This window comes from Pseudomonas phenolilytica, assembly GCF_021432765.1.
Taxonomy (GTDB): Bacteria; Pseudomonadota; Gammaproteobacteria; order Pseudomonadales; family Pseudomonadaceae; genus Stutzerimonas; species Stutzerimonas phenolilytica.
The window spans coordinates 2813734-2833332 of record NZ_CP058908.1; the positions used below are offsets into that span (position 1 = coordinate 2813734).

The window sequence follows — 19599 nt, forward strand, 5'->3', positions numbered from 1 at the left end:
AAACAACGGTAAGAAGCATGAATCTTCACGAGTACCAAGGTAAGCAGCTGTTCGCTGAATATGGTCTACCGGTTTCCAAAGGCTATGCGGTTGATAGCCCGAAAGAGGCTGCCGAGGCCTGCGACAAGATCGGTGGCACCGAGTGGGTAGTCAAGGCACAGGTCCATGCCGGCGGTCGCGGCAAGGCTGGCGGCGTCAAGCTGGTTCGCAGCAAGGACGAGGCCCGAGCTTTTGCCCAGCAATGGCTAGACAAGCGACTGGTAACCTATCAGACCGATGCCAACGGGCAGCCGGTCAGCAAGATCCTCGTCGAAGCCTGCACGGATATCGACAAGGAACTCTACCTGGGCGCGGTCGTCGATCGTGCCAGCCGGCGCATCGTGTTCATGGCGTCCACCGAAGGCGGTGTGGATATCGAGAAGGTCGCGCATGACACCCCGGAAAAGATTCTCAAGGCGACCATCGATCCGCTGGTAGGCGCGCAGCCGTTCCAGGCGCGTGAACTGGCGTTCCAGCTGGGGTTGAAAGGCGATCAGGTCAAACAGTTCGTGCACATCTTCGTCGGCCTGGCGCAGCTGTTCAAGGATTACGACCTTGCGCTGCTGGAAGTGAATCCGCTGGTGATCAAGAAGGACGGCAACCTGCATTGCCTGGACGCCAAGATCAACATCGACAGCAACGCTATCTATCGCCAGCCGAAGCTGCGCGACATGGCCGACCCGTCCCAGGATGACCCGCGCGAGGCGCACGCCGCCAAGTGGGAGCTCAACTACGTCGCTCTGGACGGCAACATCGGTTGCATGGTCAACGGTGCGGGGCTGGCGATGGGCACGATGGATATCGTCAACCTGCACGGCGGCAAGCCGGCCAATTTCCTCGACGTCGGCGGCGGCGCCACCGAGGAGCGCGTTACCGAGGCGTTCAAGATTATCCTCTCCGACAGCAATGTCGCCGCGGTGCTGGTGAATATCTTCGGTGGCATCGTGCGTTGCGACATGATCGCCGAAGGCATCATCGGCGCGGTGCGCGAAGTTGGCGTGCAGGTACCGGTAGTGGTGCGGCTGGAGGGCAATAATGCCGACCTGGGCGCCAAGATGCTGAGCGAAAGCGGGCTGAACATCATCGGTGCGCAAAGCCTGACCGATGCGGCCATTCAGGTTGTCAAAGCCGCGGAGGGCAAGTAATGAGCGTGCTGATCAACAAGAACACCAAAGTTATCTGCCAAGGTTTTACCGGCTCGCAGGGTACCTTCCACTCCGAGCAGGCGATTGCCTATGGCACACAGATGGTCGGTGGCGTAACGCCCGGCAAGGGCGGCACGCTGCATCTCGGCCTGCCGGTGTTCAATACGGTCAAGGAAGCGGTCGAAGCGACGGGTGCCGATGCCTCGGTGATCTACGTGCCGGCGCCGTTCTGCAAGGATTCGATACTTGAGGCCGCTTTTGGTGGTATCAAGCTGATCGTCTGCATCACCGAGGGCATTCCGACGCTGGACATGCTCGAAGTGAAGATCAAGTGCGATGAACTGGGCGTGCGCCTGATCGGGCCGAACTGCCCGGGCGTGATCACTCCCGGCGAGTGCAAGATCGGTATCCAGCCCGGTCATATCCACCAGCCGGGCAAGGTTGGCATCGTTTCCCGTTCCGGCACGCTGACTTATGAAGCGGTCAAGCAGACGACGGACGCCGGTTTCGGCCAGTCCACCTGCGTCGGTATCGGTGGCGACCCGATTCCGGGTTCGACGTTCATTGATATTCTGACCCTGTTCCAGAACGATCCGCAGACCGAAGCCATCGTCATGATCGGCGAAATCGGCGGTTCGGCCGAAGAAGAGGCCGCCGCGTTCATCAAGGCCAACGTCACCAAACCGGTGGTGTCCTATATCGCGGGCGTCACCGCCCCGGCGGGCAAGCGTATGGGCCACGCAGGTGCGATCATTTCCGGCGGCAAGGGGACGGCTGATGAGAAGTTCGCCGCCCTGCAGGACGCCGGTGTGAAGACCGTGCGCTCGCTGGCGGACATTGGCAAAGCGCTTGCCGAGGTCACCGGTTGGAGCATGAAGGGCGCCTGATCGCTCTGATGCTTGTCGAAGGCCACCCCCGCGGTGGCCTTTGCGTTTTCTACGCCTGAACCGACGGTTTGCCTCGGCATACATGGCAGGACAATGGCATCATTGCCGCCCTCAGCGTCGTCTGCTGTCTTCACGAGAGATGCCGGCGCGCAACAATGGACCGACCCAATCAGGCCGAGATCCGATTTCCAAACTCACGGAGACTTCCCAATCCATTTCCGCCGTTGCGATCAGAATGCCGGTGCCTCTTCAGGTTCTGGCGGCATTGCTGTTCTCGATGGCCACATCCTTTCCGGTAGTTGTTTCGCATGAATCGTTTGAAAGGCTTCGATCTGCTGGCCCTTGGCTTCATGACATTCGCGCTGTTCCTTGGCGCCGGCAATATCATCTTCCCGCCCAGCGCTGGTATGGCCGCTGGTGAATTCATCTGGCAGGCGGCGCTAGGCTTCTTGTTCACCGGCGTAGGGCTGCCGCTGTTGACGGTCGTGGCACTCGCTCGCGTGGGCGGCGGCATGGACCGGCTCACCGCGCCGCTCGGCCGGGGCGCCGGTACGTTGCTGGCGATCGCGGTGTACCTGGCAATCGGTCCGCTGTTCGCCACCCCGCGCACGGCCGTGGTGTCGTTCGAGATGGGCATCGCGCCGTTCACCGGCAATACGGCGGCGCCGCTGCTGGTCTACACCGCGCTGTTCTTCACCGCTGTGCTGTTCCTGGTACTGAACCCCGGGCGTCTGGTCGACAGTGTCGGCAAGATCATCACGCCCGTGCTGCTGGCGGCGCTGCTGGTACTCGGTGGAGCTGCGCTGTTTCTGCCGGCAGGTGAAATCGGCAGTGCCGCCGAGAGCTATCGTGCCAGTCCGATGATCAAGGGCTTTCTCGAAGGCTACCTGACGATGGATACGCTCGGCGCGCTGGTCTTCGGTATCGTGATCGCCACTGCGATCCGCGACAAGGGCGTGAGCGACGCGACACTGGTGACTCGGTACTCGATGACGGCCGGCGTGATTGCAGCGGTCGGCCTGTCGCTGGTCTACCTGTCGCTGTTCTACCTCGGTGCCACCAGCCAGGGTATCGCCGGGGACGCGCAAAATGGCGTGCAGATCCTGACCAGCTACGTCCAGCACACCTTCGGTACGATGGGCAGCGTTCTGCTGGCCGTGGTGATCACACTGGCCTGCCTGACCACGGCGGTTGGCCTGACAGCAGCTTGCGGTGAGTTCTTCAGCGCGCTGCTGCCGGTTTCGTACCGCAACGTGGTGATTGTGTTCAGCCTGTTCAGCCTGCTGGTAGCCAACCAGGGTCTTACCCAGCTGATCAGCGTTTCGGTACCGGTGCTGGTAGGTCTGTATCCGCTGGCCATCGTGTTGATCGCGCTGAGTCTGCTCGATCGGCTCTGGGTCTCGCAGGCGCGGGTGTTCCGGCCGGTGATGGCGGTGACGCTGATTTTTGGTGTGACCGACGGGCTGGCTGCGGCTGGTTTCACCCAGCTGGTTCCCGCCTGGTTCGGCGCGCTGCCGCTGGCCGCGCAGAGCATGGGCTGGCTGGTACCGGCCTTGGTGACCCTGATCGTTGCCGCGCTGGTCGATCGTCTGCTCGGCAAGCATCGGCAGGTATGAGCGCACGGGTGGCTCCTCGCTACCGCGCACGGGTGCTGGCGATCATGCGACCTCGCTATAATCCGGCGCAGTTCACGAGGGGCTGCCCATGATGTTTGCCGATCATCTTCTGCCGCACGTAGTCGCGGTTGTCTGGTTCATCATTTGCTGGGTTGGCTATACCCGCTATGCCACCTGGCGCGGCCGCGACACCGCCTGCCTGGCTAGTGTGCTGCATTTGTACCGGCAGGACTGGATGCAGCGCCTGCTGTTGCGCGACAACCGCATTGCCGATGCCAACGTGATCGGCAATCTCGAGCGCAATGCCTCGTTCTTCGCCTCCAGTACGCTGATCATCCTCGCCGGTGTGCTCACCGCGCTGGGTGCTTCCGATCGCGCGGTCTCGCTGCTGGCGGATCTGCCCTTCGCCCAGCCGGTCAGTCGCGGCCTCTCGGAAATCAAGCTGCTGGGGCTGGCGGTGGTGTTCGTCTACGCTTTCTTCACCTTCAGCTGGTGCATGCGCCAGTACAACTTCGCGGCGGTGCTGGTGGCTTCCGCGCCGATGGCCGGTGAGCGCAACGTCAGCGATCACGAGCGCAAGGCGTTCGGCCAGCGCGCGGCGCGTGTACTCTCGATGGCGGCCAACCAGTTCAACTTCGGTCTGCGCGCCTACTACTTCGGCATGGCGACGCTGGCCTGGTTCATCCACCCGTGGTTCTTCATGGCGGTCACCACGGGTGTGGTCCTGGTGCTCTATCGTCGGGAGTTCCACTCCGACGTGCTCAGGGTCATGGTGTTCACGCCAACTTCCATCAGCGATTCGCTCAAGGAGTAGGGCAGGTGCTGGCGAGCCGCTATGATGCCCGGCTCGATTGATCATCCGAGCGTGCAGATGAGCGATAGCCAGATTCTCGAACGTACCCAGCGTTTTCTTTCCCTGCTGCGGCACTGCCAGGTGCTGGGCCTGAGCGTTGAACATGCCGACCGCAGCGGACTGACCCTGCGCCTGCCGTACAGTGAAAAGCTGATCGGCAATCCCGAAACCGGCGGCATTCACGGCGGCGCGATCACCACGTTGATGGATACCACCTGCGGCATCTCCACGGCCTGCGCCTTGCCCGAGCTGGAGGTCTGTCCGACGCTCGACCTGCGTATCGACTACATGCATCCGGCCGAACCGGGGCACGACGTGTTCGGCTTCGCCGAATGCTATCGAGTGACCCCGACGGTGATCTTCACCCGCGGCGTCGCCTACCAGCGCGATATCAACGAACCGATTGCCCATGTGGTCGGCGCCTTCATGCGCATGGGCAAGGGCACCCAGTCAGCAGGCGGAAAGGGCACGCAGGCATGAGCAAGATGAACTTCAACGAGCTGGTTCGTCAGGCGCATGCCAGCAACGATTACGATCCGCTGATCAATCTGGTGCCCTACGCACGTCTGATCGGCATCGAGTGCCTGCGTCTGGGCGACGACATGGTGTTCCGCCTGCCGCAGAACGAAGACAACATCGGCAATCCGATGCTGCCGGCGATCCACGGCGGCGTCATTGCGGGCTTCATGGAACACGCCGCGATGCTGCATCTGCTGATGTTCATGGGCGCTCCGCATTTGCCGAAAATCATCGACTTCTCGATAGATTATCTGCGGGCCGGTCACTATCGTGACACCTTCGCTGCCTGCCAGGTCTGGCGCCAGGGCCGCAGGGTCGCCAACGTCGCGATCACTGCCTGGCAGACCACTCAGGCCGAACCCATCGCCACCGCACGCTGCCATTTCAAGATCGACGAACCCTGACGTTGCACATGGGGCGGCCGGCTGGCGACCACCCACGTGTGATTCAAGGATTGTGAATGGATGCGTTGTTGATTCTCAGCGGTGTGCTGTTGACCCTCGTCGGGCTCGTTTGGCTGGTAAGCCTCGCTTTCGCGACCAGCCTGTTCTGGGGCATCGGCAGCCTGCTGCCGCCTATCACCCTGGCATATGTGGTGCGCCACTGGAGCGTCGCGCGCAAGGCCATGCTGGTCATCGGGCTGGGTTTCATCCCGACGATCGTCGGCCTTTCCTTGCTGGCCGCGCGCGATCCGGAGCGGCTGACGGCGATCTTCAGCCTGCAGTGGCTGCCGCGGGAGGTGAAGCCCGAACTGGCCACCGAGCTGCGCGGCCAGCTGAACGGCCGCACCTTCAAGCCGCAGTATGGTGAGCTGATCGACGGCGTGCTGACGTTGCGTGCCGGCACGGAGTTCTTTGCCCAGCAGGAAGTCAGCATCCATCTGCCCGCAGCGGCGAGCGGGGCACTGGCGCTGGATGTGCTGCCGGACGATGAAGGCGCGCTGCCGGTGGTCTATCTTTCATGGCTGGAGCCGGGGCGTGAACTGCCCGAGTCTCGGCGCATCACGCGCGGCTATACCCTGCATCTCAATCTGGTGCCGGAGGCGCCCAACCGGCTGCGCGGGGATTTTCATCTGGTCATGCCGCCGCACTTTGCGACCAGCCTGAGCGGCAAGGTCGAGCTTTACAGCAGCCACCTGCGCTTTCGCGACGGTGCTGTCGACCGCCGGCACGACTCCGCCGATACGCTGGCCTATGTCGTACGCGACTACCTGCAACGTCGCCACCATACCCGTGATGTCGAGCTGGCGCCGCTGGATGACATCAAGCTGCCGGCCGCCCGGCTGGAGCTGACGGTGCGTGGGCAGATCGCTGGTGAAGCGGCCGAGCAACCGCTGGTGCTGCTCAAGACCGCGCAGGGCTGGACGGTGGACGGCGACGATTACCCGCCGCTGACCGTCGAGTCGCAGCCCGAGGCGAAACCGCGCGCGGCCGAGGCGCAGCCGGTTGCCGTAGCGCCGACCAGCAACCTCGACCGTCGGCCACGCTTCTCGCTGGAGCGGCTGCTGCAAAACCCAGGCCGTTACGAGCATCTGCTGGTGCGCGCGCACACCGAGCGAGGAGGCCTTGCGGAAGGGCGTTTCGCCGGGCTCGACAAGGACGGCAACCTGCGTATCCGCCGGGTCATCAGCGGTCCCGGCGAGGCTTACTACAACCTGGCACCGGGCGAGATCGTCCTGCTGGAACTCCTCGAACCGTAAACGCTGCCCGGTGAACCACTCGGCCGTTGCACGCCTGCGCGGCGGCCGCCACCCTTGAAATCCGTCACTCGAACCCCATCTGCCTGACACTGCCGCAGCCGCGGCCCGTGCCAATCGACGATGTGGAGTGTGTGACCGATGAGTGTGGAGACTCAAAAAGAAACTCTGGGCTTCCAGACCGAAGTGAAGCAGCTGCTTCACCTGATGATCCATTCGCTGTACTCGAACAAGGAAATCTTCCTCCGCGAACTGATCTCCAACGCCTCCGACGCGGCCGACAAGCTGCGCTTCGAGGCGCTGGCCAAGCCCGAGCTGCTCGAGGGCGGCGCCGAGCTGAAGATCCGCCTGTCGTTCGACAAGGATGCCAAGACCGTGACCCTCGAGGACAACGGCATCGGCATGAACCGCGAGGACGTCATCGCCCATCTGGGCACCATCGCCAAATCCGGTACCGCTGACTTCCTGAAGAACCTCTCCGGCGACCAGAAGAAAGATTCGCATCTGATCGGCCAGTTCGGTGTCGGCTTCTACTCGGCTTTCATCGTCGCCGACAAGGTCGATGTCTACAGCCGCCGCGCCGGAACACCGGCGAGCGAGGGCGTGCACTGGTCCTCGCAGGGTGAGGGCGAATTCGAAGTTGCCACCATCGACAAAGCCGAGCGCGGCACCCGCATCGTCCTGCACCTGAAGAAGGGCGAGGAAGAGTTCGCCGATGGCTGGCGCCTGCGCAACATCGTCAAGAAATACTCCGACCACATCGCGCTGCCCATCGAACTGCCGAAAGAATTCCATGGCGAGGAGAAGGACAAGCTGACCGAACCCGAGTGGGAAACCGTCAACCGCGCCAGCGCCCTGTGGACCCGTCCGCGCAGCGACGTGAAGGACGAGGAATATCAGGAGTTCTACAAGCACGTCGCCCATGACTTCGAGAACCCGCTGGCCTGGAGCCACAACAAAGTCGAAGGCAAGCTGGAATACACCTCGCTGCTCTACGTGCCAGGTCGCGCGCCGTTCGATCTGTACCATCGCGAAGCGCCCAAGGGCCTCAAGCTGTATGTGCAGCGCGTGTTCATCATGGACCAGGCCGACGAGTTCCTGCCGCTGTACCTGCGCTTCATCAAGGGTGTGGTCGACTCCAACGACCTGTCGCTGAACGTCTCGCGCGAAATCCTGCAGAAGGACCCGGTGATCGACAGCATGAAATCCGCGCTGACCAAGCGTGTGCTGGACATGCTGGAGAAGCTCGCCAAGGACAAGCCCGAGGACTACCAGAGCTTCTGGAAGCAGTTCGGCCAGGTGCTCAAGGAAGGTCCGGCGGAGGATTTCGCCAACAAGGAGAAGATTGCCGGCCTGCTGCGCTTCGCCTCCACCAGCGACGCCTCCGGCGAGCAGTCGGTGTCGCTCGCCGACTACCTCGGTCGCGTCAAGGAAGGCCAGGACAAGATCTACTTCCTTACCGGCGAAAGCTATGCGCAGGTCAAGAACAGCCCGCACCTGGAAGTCTTCCGCAAGAAGGGCATCGAAGTGCTGCTGCTCACCGACCGCATCGACGAGTGGCTGATGAGCTACCTCACCGAGTTCGACGGCAAGCAGTTCGTCGATGTGGCCCGCGGTGATCTGGACCTCGGCAAACTGGACTCCGAAGAAGACAAGAAGGCCCAGGAAGAAATCGCCAAGGCCAAGGAAGGGCTGATCGAACGCCTGAAAGGTGCGCTCGGTGACGAAGTGGCCGAGGTGCGTGTGTCCCATCGTCTGACCGATTCGCCGGCGATCCTCGCCATCGGCGAACAGGATCTGGGCCTGCAGATGCGCCAGATTCTCGAAGCCAGTGGGCAGAAGGTGCCGGAAGCCAAGCCGATCTTCGAGTTCAACCCGCAGCACCCGCTGATCGAGAAGCTGGATGCCGAGGCCGACGAAGACCGCTTCGCCGACCTCTCGCACATCCTCTTCGACCAGGCCGCGCTGGCCGCCGGCGACAGCCTGAAGGACCCAGCTGCCTACGTGCAGCGCCTGAACAAGCTATTGGTGGAACTGTCCGCCTGACCGGAAGCAACGGCTGAAAAAGGCCCGCCTTTCGCCCCTTCATTCACGCTCCAGTGAATGAAGGGGCGAGGGCGGGCCTTCGCGTTTCCGTGCGGATTACAGGGGGTAGTGGGCCAGCTCGCGGGCGATCAGCAAGCGCTGGATCTCGCTGGAACCTTCGTAAATCTGCGTGATGCGCGCATCGCGGTAATAGCGTTCGACCGGGTAGTCCTCCAGGTAGCCGTAGCCGCCGTGAATCTGCACCGCCTGCGAGCAGACCTTCTCGGCCATCTCCGAGGCGAACAGCTTGGCCTGTGACGCCTCGGACAGGCACGACAGGCCGGCGCTTTTCAGTCGCGCGGCATGCAGAATCAGCAGGCGCGCGGCGTTCAGCTGGGTCTGCATGTCGGCGAGCATGTTGGCGATGCTCTGGTGCTCGGCGATCGGCTTGCCGAACTGCACCCGCTCGCGGGCATAGCGCAACGCGGCCTCGAACGCGGCGCGGGCGATGCCCAGCGCCTGCGCGGCGATGCCGATGCGGCCGCCTTCCAGGTTCGACAGCGCGATGGCCAGGCCCTTGCCGCGTTCGCCCAGCAGGTTTGCCTCCGGGATTCGGCAGTCGCTGAGGGAGACCGCGCAGGTGTCCGAGGCGCGAATGCCCATCTTGTGTTCGCTGCGCTCCACCGCAAAGCCGGGTGTATCGGTGGGCACCAGAAACGCGGAAAGACCCTTCTTGCCGAGGTCCGGATCGGTCACCGCGAAGACGATGGCCAGCTTCGCCCGCTTGGCGTTGCTGCAGAACTGCTTGCTGCCGTTGAGCACCCAATGGTCGTCGACCAGCTCGGCGCGGGTGCGCAGATTGTGCGCTTCCGAACCGGCCTGCGGTTCGGTGAGGGCGAAGCAGCCAATGGCGCGGCCGCTGGCGAGCTCCGCCAGCCACTCTTCCTTCTGCGCCTGCGAGCCGTAGTTGAGCAGGGGGCCGCAGCCGACCGAGTTATGGATGCTCATCAGCGCGCCGGTGGCGCCGTCGCCGGCGGAGATTTCCTCCACGGCCAGGGCGTACGCCACGTAGTCGATATAGCTGCCGCCCCATTGCTCCGGGACGACCATGCCCAGCAGGCCCAGCTCGCCCATCTGCGCCACCAGCGTGTCGTCGATCCAGCCGGCCTTCTCCCAGGCCTGCGCGTGAGGCGCGATCTCGCGGCGGGTGAAGTCGCGTGCCATGTCGCGGATCATGCGTTGGTCTTCGCTGAGTTCGAGGTCATGCATAGCGCGGTCCTTCTTGTCGTTGGCGTGCCGGTGCTCAGGCCGTGGCGCTGCGTCGGGTTTTGCCGGAGACGGTCTTGAAGCCGGCGAAAAATGCCTGTACCCGCTCGGGGGTGACTTCGGCCAGCGTCGGCGGATTCCAGCGTGGCGACTTGTCCTTATCGATGATCAGCGCGCGCACGCCTTCCATGATGTCGCCCTGGGCGAACCACTGGTGATCCAGATGCAATTCCAGGGCGAAGCACTCGGCCAGCGGCAGGTCGCGACCACGACGCAGCATCTCCCGCGTGACGCACATCGCCAGCGGCGAGCGGCTGTCGAGCACCTTGAGGGTTTCCTCGGCCCAATCGCTGAACTCGCTGCGGGTTTCGGCGGCCAGCGAAGCGCGAATGGCCGCTACGTCGTGCTGGCCGAAATGCTCGTCGATGGCCTGGTGCAGGGCCTTCAGCTCGGAGCCGGGCAGGCGGTTGGTACCAAGGGTCGCCACCAGCGTGCGCAGCGCCTCCTGTGGATGGATGCTCCAGCTCATGTGATCGAGGCAGCGATCCAGCTCGGCGATCTGCTCGTGACTGATGCACCAGTCGGCCAGGCCGGCATGCAGCGCGTCGGCCGCGCGGATCGGCAGGCCGGTCACGCCCATATAGGTGCCCAGCTCGCCGGGCAGACGCGAGAGGAAATAGCTGCCGCCGACATCCGGGAAATAGCCGATGCCGACTTCCGGCATGCCCATGCGCACCCGTTCGGTGATCACCCGCAGCGCAGCGCCTTGCACCAGGCCCATGCCGCCGCCGAGGACGAAGCCGTCCATCAGCGCCAGCAGCGGCTTGGGGTAGGCGTGGATGTACTGGTCGAGGGCATATTCCTCCTCGAAGAAGGTCTCGTGCTCGGTATCGCCGCGCTTGAAGCTGTCGTACAGCGAGCGGATGTCGCCGCCGGCGCAGAAGGCCTTCTCGCCGTTGGCGCGCAGCACCACGGCGTGAATTGCCGGATCGACCGCCCACGCACGCAACTGCTGGTCGAGCAGGCGCACCATCTCCAGGTTCACTGCGTTGAGCCCGGCCGGGCGGTTGAGGGTGAGGTGGCCGATGTGGTTGCGCACGGCCGCCAGCACGGGGCGTTCGGTTTCACTCATGGGTGGAATCCTTGCGGTACTGATTGATGATCGCGGAGAAGTCCAGGCCGCCGTGGCCCTGTGCACTGAAGGCCTGGTAGAGCTGCTGGGCCAGCGCGCCGAGAATCACTGGTTGGCGCGCCTGCTTGGCGGCTTCGGTGGCCAGACCCAGGTCCTTGAGCATCAGGTCGGTGCCGAAACCGCCACTGTAGCCGCGCGAAGCCGGCACGTTCTCCAATACGCCGGGGAACGGGTTGTAGGTGTCCGAACTCCAGCAGCGACCGCTGGAGGTATTGATCACCCCCGCCAGAGTCTTGGCATCCATGCCCAGTGCTACGCCCAGCGCCATGGCTTCGGCCACGCCGATCATGGAGATGCCCAGCAGCATGTTGTTGGCGACCTTGGCCACCTGGCCGTTGCCGCTATCGCCGCAGTGGATGATGTTCTTGCCCATGGCCTCGAGTATCGGCCGGGCGCGCGCGAAGTCCGCCGTGCTGCCGCCGACCATGAAGGTCAGGGTGCCGGCGGCCGCGCCGCCGGTGCCGCCGGAGACCGGCGCATCGAGCATCGGGTTGCCGTGCTGGGCGGCCACCGCGGCGACGTCGCGGGCGCTGTGCGGGTCGATGGTCGAGCTGTCGATCAGCAGGACGTCGGGGCGCACGTTCTGGATCAGTCCGTCGTCGCCCAGGTAGACGCTGCGCACGTGAGGCGCGGCAGGCAGCATGGTGATGATGGCGTCGGCGTTGCCGCGGGCGATGGCGCCCGGCGATTCGGCTGGCAGCGCACCCGCTTGAACCAGCTCGCGCACTGCGGCGTCGTTGAGGTCGAACACGCTGAGCGCGTAGCCGGCCTTGAGCAGGTTGCGCGCCATCGGTGCGCCCATGTTGCCTAACCCGATGAATCCGATATGCATGGCTCGTTCCTTTTGTTCTTGTGCGCCATTGCCGAGCGGCGTGGCTCAGCGGTTCTTGAACTCCGGCTTGCGCTTCTCGGCGAACGCCGCCATGCCTTCTTTCTGGTCGGCGGTGGCGAACACCGCGTGAAAGACCCGGCGCTCGAAGCGGATGCCTTCGGCCAGCGTGGTTTCGAAGGCGCGGTTGACGCTTTCCTTGACCATCATGGTGGCCGGCAGCGACTTCTCGGCGATCACCCGGGCGGCTTTCAGGGTTTCCTCCAGCAGACTTTCCTGCGGAAAGATGCGCGCCACCAGGCCGGCGCGCTCGGCTTCCTGGGCGTCCATCTGGCGGCCAGTCAGGCACAGGTCCATGGCCTTGGCCTTGCCCACCGCGCGGGTCAGACGCTGGGTGCCACCGATGCCCGGCAGCACGCCGAGGTTGATTTCCGGCTGGCCGAAGCTGGCGTTGTCAGCGGCGTAGATCATGTCGCACAACAGCGCCAGCTCGCAGCCGCCGCCCAGTGCGTAGCCGGCCACCGCGGCGATCAACGGCTTGCGCCGGCTGGCGATGCGGTCCGCCTCGGCGAAGAAGTCGTCGAGGTAGATCTGCGGGTAGTTGAGGTCGGCCATTTCCTTGATGTCGGCACCAGCGGCGAAGGCCTTGGCCGAGCCGGTGAGCACGATGCAGCCGACCTCATGATCGGCCTCGAGCTGGCCGAGGGCGCTGTTCAGCTCGCTGATCAGCTGGCTGTTCAAGGCGTTGAGTGCCTGCGGGCGGTTCAGGGTGATCAGCGCGACGCGATCCTGGATGTCGACGAGCAGGGTTTCGAATGTCATGAGCGTTCCTTGAGGGCCGGCGTGCTCGCCGGCCCGTTGCGGGTCACTTGAGGTTGATGGTGGTGTTGACTGTGGAGCCGACCGCATCCTCATCGAACCAGCGTTCGGTGACGGTCTTGGTCTGGGTGTAGAACTGCACCACCTGCTTGCCGTAGGGGCCGAGGTCGCCGAGCTTGGAGGCGCGCGAGCCGGTGAAGGAGAACATCGGCACCGGCACCGGAATCGGCACATTGATGCCCACCTGGCCGACGTCGATCTCTTCCTGGAAGTGCCGCGCCGCGGCGCCCGAGCGGGTGAAGATGGCGGTGCCGTTGCCGTTCGGGTTGGCGTTGATCAGCGCGATGGCTTCGTCCATCGTCGCCGCGCTCATCACGCACAGCACCGGGCCGAAGATTTCTTCCTGGTAGATGCTCATTTCGGCTTTCACGCCGGAGAAGATCGTCGGTGCGACGAAGTTGCCCTTGTCGAAGCCGGCCACCTGCGGGTTACGGCCGTCCAGCTCCAGGGTCGCGCCTTCGGCGACGCCGCGTTCGATCAGCCCGCTGACGCGATCCAGCGCGGCGCAGGAGACCAGCGGGCCGAGGTCGGCGCCCGGCTCGGTGCCGGCGCTGATCTTGAGCGATCTCGCCTTGGCCACCAGATCGGGAATCCACTGCTGCGCCTCGCCGACCAGCACCACGACCGACAAGGCCATGCAGCGCTGGCCGGCGGCACCGAAGGCGGCGCCGGCGATGGCGTTGAGGCTCTGCTCCTTGTGCGCATCAGGCAGCACGATGGCGTGGTTCTTCGCGCCCATCATGCACTGCACGCGCTTGCCGGCGGCGCTGGCGCGGTTGTAGACGTGAGTACCGACGCGGGTCGAGCCGACGAAGGACACCGCCTTGATGACCGGGTGATCGCACAGCGCATTCACCACGTCCGGGCCGCCGTGCACCACGTTGAGTACGCCTGGCGGCACGCCGGCTTCCAGCGCCAGTTCGCACAGGCGCATGGTGACCATCGGGTCTTGTTCGGAGGGCTTGAGGACGAAGGTGTTGCCGGTGGCGATGGCCATCGGGAACATCCACAGCGGGATCATCGCCGGGAAGTTGAACGGGGTGATGCCGGCGCAGACGCCCAGCGGCTGCAGCAGGGTGTAGGTATCCACACCGCTGGCAACGTTGTTGGCCAGTTCGCCGAGCTGCAGGTTGCCGATACCGGCGGCATGCTCGACCACTTCCAGGCCGCGGAACACGTCGCCCTCGGCATCGGGCAGGGTCTTGCCCTGTTCGGCGGTGAGGATGGCCGCCAGCTCCTTCATATGCTCGCGGATCAGCTGCTGATAGCGGAGGAAGATGCGCGCACGGGCACCGATCGGCGTCTTGCGCCAGGTCTTGAATGCCTCGGCGGCGCTGGCGACGGCGCGGTTGACTTCCGCCGCGGTGGCGAACGGCACGCGGGCCAGCACTTCCTGAGTGGCGGGATTGACGACGTCGCGCCAGTCTTGGGTGGTGGATTCGACGAACTCGCCGCCGATCAGCAATTTCACGCTGGGGATGGAACCGGTCATATCGCTCTCCGCCTGATTAGGCTCAGTTGTTGTTATCGGCTCGCGGACAGCTGCGAGAAGCTGCCTTGATCCTAGCAATGCAAAAAAACGCAAGACAATGCGGCCGGCTGCAGAGTCGTTGTGCAAATATGCACGGGAACCATCGACCAGAGCGGCAAACATGGACTGGGACAACCTGCGTTACTTTCTCGAAGTGGCCCGCGCGGGGCGACTGACCACGGCGGCAAGGCGGCTGGCGGTCGATCACACCACGGTTTCGCGGCGTCTGCAGGCACTGGAAAAAAGCATGGGCGCGCAGCTGTTCCTGCGCGAACCCGGCGGCTACCGCCTCACCGAAGCCGGGCGCAACCTGCTTCCGCGGGTCGAGGCGATGGAGAGCGCCAGTGCCGCCATCGAGCATTCGCTGCCGAGCATGGGCGACGGTCTTTCCGGTCAGGTGCGCATCGGCGCCACCGAGGGTTACGGCACGGTGATGCTGGCTGGGCAGCTCACCGGTCTGAGTCGGCGCTATCCGCATCTGAACATCGATCTGCTGGCACTGCCGCGCGCGGTGCGCCTGTCGCGTCACGAGGCAGACATCGTCATTACCCTGGAGCGCCCGGAGCGCGGCCCGTTCATCATCACCAAACTGACCGACTACGTGCTGCGGCTGTATGCATCGCCCGGCTACCTGGCCGAGCATGCGCCGATCCGCAGTCGCGACGATTTGGCCGCGCATCGCTTCGTCAGCTATGTCGACGATCTGCTGTTCAGCAAGGAGCTGCTGTTTCTCGACGGCATTGCCGACGCCCGCTCCATCGGCCTGCGCAGCACCAGCCTGCTGGCCCAGCAGGAAGCGGTGGCGATGGGCGCGGGAATCGCCATCCTGCCGGCGTTTTCCGCCGATGCCGATCCGCGCCTGCAGCTGCTGTTGCCCGACGCGGTGAGCTTCAGCCGCACGTTCTGGATGCTGATGCCCATCGAGTTCAAGGATCTGGCGCGCATGCGCACCACCTGGGACTACCTCAAGGAGCTGGCACAGCAGAATCAGGCACGGCTGTTGGGCTTGCCTCCACATTAAGGCGCGCCGGACTCGCCCCGGCGCGCCTCTGACTTTGCCTATTGCGTGCCCGGCGTACCGGCGGTGAGCCGCGTCGGTTGGGCTGACGGTACCTGGCGGCTTGGTCGGGGCTGCTGGCAAAGGCTGTCGGCGCCTGCCTGCAGGTAGGGCTGCAGGATCGGCGCCATGCCCTTGAGCGTCTGGACCGGCAGCGCCGAGGTGAAGCGGAAGCTGTCGGCCGCCTGCCCGGGTACGTAGGCCGTCAGCGTGCCGAAATGATTCGGTCCCAGGTAGAAGACGAAGGTGGCCGTACGGTTCATCGCCAGCGAGCTGATCAGCCGGCCGCCGGCCGCGACGGTGTCGATACGGTTGTCGCCGGTGCCGGTCTTGCCACCGACGCGCAGCGGACTGCCGTCGCTCTGCACGAAGCTGCCTTGCAGGCGCCGCGCGGTGCCGCCTTCCACAACCTGGGCAAGGGCCTCGCGCAGGGTCGCGGCCACCTCGCGCGGCAGTACCTGCTCGCCGATGTTCGGGCGTATGCCGAGGCGGGTCTCGTAAGGCGTGCCTTCGGCGAAGTGCAGGCTGTCGATGCGCACGCTCGGCAGGCGCACCCCGTCGTTGAGGATGATGCCCATCAGTTCGGCCAGCGCAGCCGGGCGGTCGCCCGAGCTGCCCAGCGCGGTGGCCAGTGACGGCACCAGATTGTCGAACGGATAGCCCAGGCGCTGCCAGCGCCGATGGATGTCGGTGAAGGCCTCGACTTCCAGCATGATGCGGATACGGCTGTCGCGCGCGCTCTTGTGCCGGCTGCGGAACAGCCAGCCGTAGACTTCCTGGCGTTCGTCGCGGCTGGCGGCGACCACCTCCGACAGATTGGCGTCGGGGTGCTGGATCAGGTAACCCAGCAGCCACAGGTCCAACGGATGGGTGCGCGCGATGTAGGCCTGATCCGGCAGGCTGAACGCGCCCGGGCCGTAGCGGGTGTGCAGCGCGTCCAGATCCTTGGCGTCGAGAGCGGCGGCAGGCAGGCGCGACGTCAGGAAGTGATCGAACGCCGCGCGCGGCGCGTCAGGCAGCAGATAGCGATGCACCGCCGCCAGCCGTACCGGCGTCGGGCGCATGCCCTGCAGGAAGGTCTCGATGCGCTGCTCGGCGGACTGGCCGCGGTACTTGCGCCAGAAACGCTGCAGGAAGATCGAGCCCTCGCGGTCGGCGAACTGGGTGAGGTATTCCAGGCGTCGCGGGTCCTTGTCGTTCTTCAGCAACTCGGCGCTGTTGATCGCCTCGTGTGTACTGTAGCTCACCAGATCGCGCATCAGCCGCACGAATGGCAGGTTCAGCGATTCGCGCAACGCGTCACGCACGCTGGCGATGCGGTGGTCGTCCTCGCGGCGGAAGTTGTTGAAGTGGTGCAGTCCGGCGCCGGTGAAGAAGCGTTCGGCCGGGCTTGCCGAGTAACGCCGCTCCATCGCCGCATCGAGCATCGCCGGCAGGCTGCGATCGCTGCTTTGCGCCAGGTAGGCCACGGCCCAGCGGCTGAGCGGGTCGCGTACTTCCAGTTCGCGCAGCTGGCGCGTGTCGAGGATCGAGTAGCGCTGGTGCAGCTCGGCGATCATCTCCAGATAGGTGGTCAGCACGCGCAGCTTGGCGGTGGAGCCGAGTTCCAGCTTGCTGCCTTCGTTGATGTCGAACGGCTGGTTGGTGTTGTCGGTCTGTACCCGCACGCGGAAACCCTGCTCGCCGCGCTCGAACAGCGTGAAGCTGTAGCGCACGTCGGCGGTTTTCTCTGGTGAGAGCATGCGTTCGCCGAACAGGCCGACTTCGGCGGCCACCTGTGGGTCGGCAAGGCTCGCCAGATAGGCGCTGATCCTGGTCTGCAATTCGCCCTGCAGCGGCGTGCTGGCGGTGAGGTCGAGGCGGTCGAGATCGTACAGCGGCATGCCCAGCAGGCCGGCCAGGCGCATGCGCGCGACGCTGATGCCCTTGGTGGCCTCCACCGTGCGGATCGCCGGCTCGCGCTGCAGGTCGCGGAACTGGACCTGCTGGGCGAGGGCGGCTTCGCGCAGACGCGTATCGACGATGCCGCCGGCGGCCAGCAGGCGAATGTGGCTGTCGGTCAGCGAAGCCAGCTCCTTGCGACCGGCGCCGAGGTAGTAGGACGGCCGGCGCTGCGCGATCAGCAGAGAAAGCACCTGGCGCAGCGCCAGCCCGCGGGCCTGAAGGTCGCTGTCGGCGTTGCGGCGCGGGTCGAGCAGACGGTTGACCTCGGCGAAATCGGCGCCGTACCACAGCCGCAGGCCATCGGCGATGCCGTGGACCTCACCATGCCCCGGCGCCGCCGAGAGCGGCACGCTGTTGAGGTAGTCGCGCACGATGCGCTGACGCGCCGCAAGGGTCTGCGGCCCTTCGCGATAGGTACGCACGCTGGCGGAAACCATCTGCCGTAGCTTCTCCTGCGGATCGCCGGTGCGTCCTTCGGGCGAATGGCGGTATTTCTCCACCTGTGTCGCCAGGGTGCTGCCGCCGGATGCCTGGCCGCCGAGGCCGAGGCGTTTCTCCAGCTGGCTGATCGCCGCCTTGGCGAAGCGCGGCCAGTCCACCGCCGGGTTGACGGTCGGCCGGCTGGCGTCCAACAGGCCGCGATCCTCGATGAACAGCAGGCTCAGCGCCACCAGCGGCGGAATGTCCTCGAAACTCTCGTAGAACTGCTGCGGGTAGCTGTTTGCATACAGCGGAAGGCCACGGCAGTCGAAGATGGTCAGGCCCACCTGCGACTGGTGCCGATAGGGCACGAAGAAGCCGCGACTGGCGTAGTCGAGCAGCGCTGGCGAAAAACGCGCCTGCGCCTGTACCTCGAAGCCGCGCGTGCTCAGCCGTTCGATGAAGGTTGGTAGCTGCACGTAGCCCAGCCGACGGTCGAACGGGCCGTCCTCGGGGAAGCGGATCTCGCTGCTCGGACCGGGGGCGACGTGATAGTCCAGGCTCGCGGCATAGCGGCTGACCCAGCGGGCCTGCCACTGTGAGGTCTGCAGCTCATGCCAGGCGGCATAGCCCCCCGCGCCCAGTAGTGTGGTGAACAACAGCAGGCCGAGCGGGCGCATCCGGCGGCGATCCTTCTTTGGTGAGGGTTTTCGGGAACGGTTGTGCGGAGCGCATTGCGAGCGCCCTGCGGGAGGAGTGTCGGACCGCCATACTGCGCCCATATCGTGTGCCTGGCTTCCTGCAAGTTGCTGATAGCAGTCTAGTTCTGGCCGCCACTATAAGCGAAGCGAGATGGATGAACGGAAGGCTCAGCGGCGCGGCCTGGCGGGACGCAGTCAATCGTTGAAGGCGGCCTGGAGCAACTGCGGCAGCAGCTGCGCCGCCGTACCACACAGCAGGAACTCGCGTTCGGCATGGCTGCCGAGCGGTTGCGGGTTGACGTGCGCCAGTACGGCGCCGGCCCGCCAGGCACGTTCGGGGATCTGTGCGGCGGGATGCACTACGCCGGATGTGCCCACGGAGATCAGCACATCGCAGCTGTCGGCCGCGGCGAATGCCGCCGTCAGTGCCGCTTCCGGCAAGCGCTCGCCGAACCAGACCACGCCAGGGCGCAGCCTGCCGCCGCAGTGTTCGCAGCGCGGCGGCTCCAGGTGGCGGCCGCCTTCGGGCTCATCGGGCAGGCCGAGCGGTTGGCTCGGTGAGCGTGCGCAGGCGAAGCAACGCGGCCGATGCAGGCTGCCGTGCAGGTGGATCACCTCGGTACTGCCGGCGCGCTCATGCAGATCGTCGACGTTCTGCGTGACCAGCGTGAGTTTCGGCACCCGCTGCGCCAGTGCTGCGATGGCGAGGTGGGCTGGATTTGGCTGCGCCTGCAGCACCTGCATGCGGCGCCACTCGTACCAGCCCCAGACCAGCGCCGGGTCTTGGCGAAATGCACGCGCGGTAGCCAGCGTCGCCGGATCGTAGCGCTCCCACAGACCGCTGGGCGTATCACGGAAGGTGGCGATGCCGCTCTCGGCCGAGACGCCAGCACCGGTGAACACCAGCACGTGACGCGCGCCGCGCAAGGCGGTGATGAGCGCTGCGGGAATCAAAGCGAACTCCTGTTACCGAAGCTGGCCGTGGCGCAGGCCGGAGCCG

At 65.0% G+C, this 19599-nt stretch carries 16 protein-coding genes; 9 read left to right on the forward strand and 7 right to left on the reverse strand.

Translation table 11 applies throughout. From position 1 onward, the window contains the following. Positions 1–17: 17 nt before the first annotated feature. The 8 genes from sucC to htpG all read left to right on the forward strand — a co-directional run bounded on the left by sucC (position 18) and on the right by htpG (position 8801). Positions 18–1184 carry an ADP-forming succinate--CoA ligase subunit beta gene (gene sucC / locus HU825_RS13575; protein WP_008568838.1) on the forward strand — a complete coding sequence of 389 codons (1167 nt, stop codon included), beginning with the start codon at positions 18–20 and terminating at the stop codon, positions 1182–1184. Next, positions 1184–2071: a succinate--CoA ligase subunit alpha gene (gene sucD, locus HU825_RS13580; RefSeq protein WP_008568836.1), complete on the forward strand. Its 888-nt coding sequence runs from the start codon at positions 1184–1186 to the stop codon at positions 2069–2071. Before sucC ends, sucD begins: the two co-directional genes overlap by 1 nt. Before the next feature lie 308 nt (positions 2072–2379). Then, the gene (gene brnQ, locus HU825_RS13585) at positions 2380–3687 is read left to right on the forward strand and encodes a branched-chain amino acid transport system II carrier protein (RefSeq protein WP_043298416.1); all 1308 of its coding nucleotides are present in this window, start codon (positions 2380–2382) and stop codon (positions 3685–3687) included. Positions 3688–3775: 88 nt separating this feature from the next. Continuing rightward, complete coding sequence (locus HU825_RS13590) at positions 3776–4501, forward strand: DUF599 domain-containing protein (RefSeq protein WP_043298418.1); 726 nt, start codon at positions 3776–3778, stop codon at positions 4499–4501. A 57-nt stretch (positions 4502–4558) separates the two neighbouring features. Continuing rightward, the gene (locus HU825_RS13595) at positions 4559–5020 is read left to right on the forward strand and encodes a PaaI family thioesterase (protein WP_043298610.1); all 462 of its coding nucleotides are present in this window, start codon (positions 4559–4561) and stop codon (positions 5018–5020) included. Further along, positions 5017–5463, forward strand: coding sequence for a PaaI family thioesterase (locus tag HU825_RS13600; RefSeq protein ID WP_008568831.1), 447 nt, complete (start codon positions 5017–5019; stop codon positions 5461–5463). Before HU825_RS13595 ends, HU825_RS13600 begins: the two co-directional genes overlap by 4 nt. Before the next feature lie 56 nt (positions 5464–5519). Further along, positions 5520–6758, forward strand: a complete 1239-nt coding sequence (locus HU825_RS13605; protein ID WP_234302228.1) for an MFS transporter — start codon at positions 5520–5522, stop codon at positions 6756–6758. A gap of 138 nt (positions 6759–6896) precedes the next feature. Continuing rightward, positions 6897–8801, forward strand: a complete 1905-nt coding sequence (gene htpG, locus HU825_RS13610) for a molecular chaperone HtpG (protein WP_234302229.1) — start codon at positions 6897–6899, stop codon at positions 8799–8801. A 96-nt stretch (positions 8802–8897) separates the two neighbouring features. On the opposite strand, the gene HU825_RS13615 is transcribed toward htpG, so the two are convergent. Genes HU825_RS13615 through HU825_RS13635 form a run of 5 tightly spaced genes read right to left on the reverse strand, consistent with a single transcriptional unit; the run spans position 8898 to position 14438 of the window. Then, positions 8898–10049, reverse strand: a complete 1152-nt coding sequence (locus HU825_RS13615; RefSeq protein WP_234302230.1) for an acyl-CoA dehydrogenase family protein — start codon at positions 10047–10049, stop codon at positions 8898–8900. Positions 10050–10083: 34 nt separating this feature from the next. Continuing rightward, on the reverse strand, positions 10084–11178 hold the full coding sequence (locus HU825_RS13620; protein WP_234302231.1) for an enoyl-CoA hydratase/isomerase family protein: 1095 nt from the start codon (positions 11176–11178) through the stop codon (positions 10084–10086). Then, on the reverse strand, positions 11171–12070 hold the full coding sequence (mmsB, locus tag HU825_RS13625) for a 3-hydroxyisobutyrate dehydrogenase (RefSeq protein ID WP_234302232.1): 900 nt from the start codon (positions 12068–12070) through the stop codon (positions 11171–11173). The genes HU825_RS13620 and mmsB overlap by 8 nt, the downstream gene beginning before the upstream one ends. 45 nt (positions 12071–12115) lie before the next feature. Beyond that, positions 12116–12889 (reverse strand): enoyl-CoA hydratase, encoded by a 774-nt coding sequence (locus HU825_RS13630; RefSeq protein WP_234302233.1) that lies wholly within the window; start codon positions 12887–12889, stop codon positions 12116–12118. A 43-nt stretch (positions 12890–12932) separates the two neighbouring features. Further along, positions 12933–14438: a CoA-acylating methylmalonate-semialdehyde dehydrogenase gene (locus HU825_RS13635; RefSeq protein WP_234302234.1), complete on the reverse strand. Its 1506-nt coding sequence runs from the start codon at positions 14436–14438 to the stop codon at positions 12933–12935. A 160-nt stretch (positions 14439–14598) separates the two neighbouring features. Between HU825_RS13635 and HU825_RS13640 the strand changes: the two genes are divergently transcribed. Beyond that, entirely contained in the window at positions 14599–15498 is a 900-nt protein-coding gene (locus HU825_RS13640; RefSeq protein ID WP_234302235.1) for a LysR family transcriptional regulator, read from the forward strand. 38 nt (positions 15499–15536) lie between these two features. On the opposite strand, the gene HU825_RS13645 is transcribed toward HU825_RS13640, so the two are convergent. After that, positions 15537–18680, reverse strand: a complete 3144-nt coding sequence (locus HU825_RS13645) for a transglycosylase domain-containing protein (RefSeq protein ID WP_431978433.1) — start codon at positions 18678–18680, stop codon at positions 15537–15539. A gap of 114 nt (positions 18681–18794) precedes the next feature. Next, the gene (locus HU825_RS13650; protein WP_234302237.1) at positions 18795–19553 is read right to left on the reverse strand and encodes an SIR2 family NAD-dependent protein deacylase; all 759 of its coding nucleotides are present in this window, start codon (positions 19551–19553) and stop codon (positions 18795–18797) included. Between the last annotated feature and the right edge of the window lie 46 nt (positions 19554–19599).

Coding starts and splice junctions, on each gene's coding strand:
- sucC (WP_008568838.1), top strand. CDS start 18: ATGAATCTTCACGAGTACCAAGGTAAGCAGCTGTTCGCTGAATATGGT.
- sucD (WP_008568836.1), top strand. CDS start 1,184: ATGAGCGTGCTGATCAACAAGAACACCAAAGTTATCTGCCAAGGTTTT.
- brnQ (WP_043298416.1), top strand. CDS start 2,380: ATGAATCGTTTGAAAGGCTTCGATCTGCTGGCCCTTGGCTTCATGACA.
- HU825_RS13590 (WP_043298418.1), top strand. CDS start 3,776: ATGATGTTTGCCGATCATCTTCTGCCGCACGTAGTCGCGGTTGTCTGG.
- HU825_RS13595 (WP_043298610.1), top strand. CDS start 4,559: ATGAGCGATAGCCAGATTCTCGAACGTACCCAGCGTTTTCTTTCCCTG.
- HU825_RS13600 (WP_008568831.1), top strand. CDS start 5,017: ATGAGCAAGATGAACTTCAACGAGCTGGTTCGTCAGGCGCATGCCAGC.
- HU825_RS13605 (WP_234302228.1), top strand. CDS start 5,520: ATGGATGCGTTGTTGATTCTCAGCGGTGTGCTGTTGACCCTCGTCGGG.
- htpG (WP_234302229.1), top strand. CDS start 6,897: ATGAGTGTGGAGACTCAAAAAGAAACTCTGGGCTTCCAGACCGAAGTG.
- HU825_RS13615 (WP_234302230.1), bottom strand. CDS start 10,049: ATGCATGACCTCGAACTCAGCGAAGACCAACGCATGATCCGCGACATG.
- HU825_RS13620 (WP_234302231.1), bottom strand. CDS start 11,178: ATGAGTGAAACCGAACGCCCCGTGCTGGCGGCCGTGCGCAACCACATC.
- mmsB (WP_234302232.1), bottom strand. CDS start 12,070: ATGCATATCGGATTCATCGGGTTAGGCAACATGGGCGCACCGATGGCG.
- HU825_RS13630 (WP_234302233.1), bottom strand. CDS start 12,889: ATGACATTCGAAACCCTGCTCGTCGACATCCAGGATCGCGTCGCGCTG.
- HU825_RS13635 (WP_234302234.1), bottom strand. CDS start 14,438: ATGACCGGTTCCATCCCCAGCGTGAAATTGCTGATCGGCGGCGAGTTC.
- HU825_RS13640 (WP_234302235.1), top strand. CDS start 14,599: ATGGACTGGGACAACCTGCGTTACTTTCTCGAAGTGGCCCGCGCGGGG.
- HU825_RS13645 (WP_431978433.1), bottom strand. CDS start 18,680: ATGGGCGCAGTATGGCGGTCCGACACTCCTCCCGCAGGGCGCTCGCAA.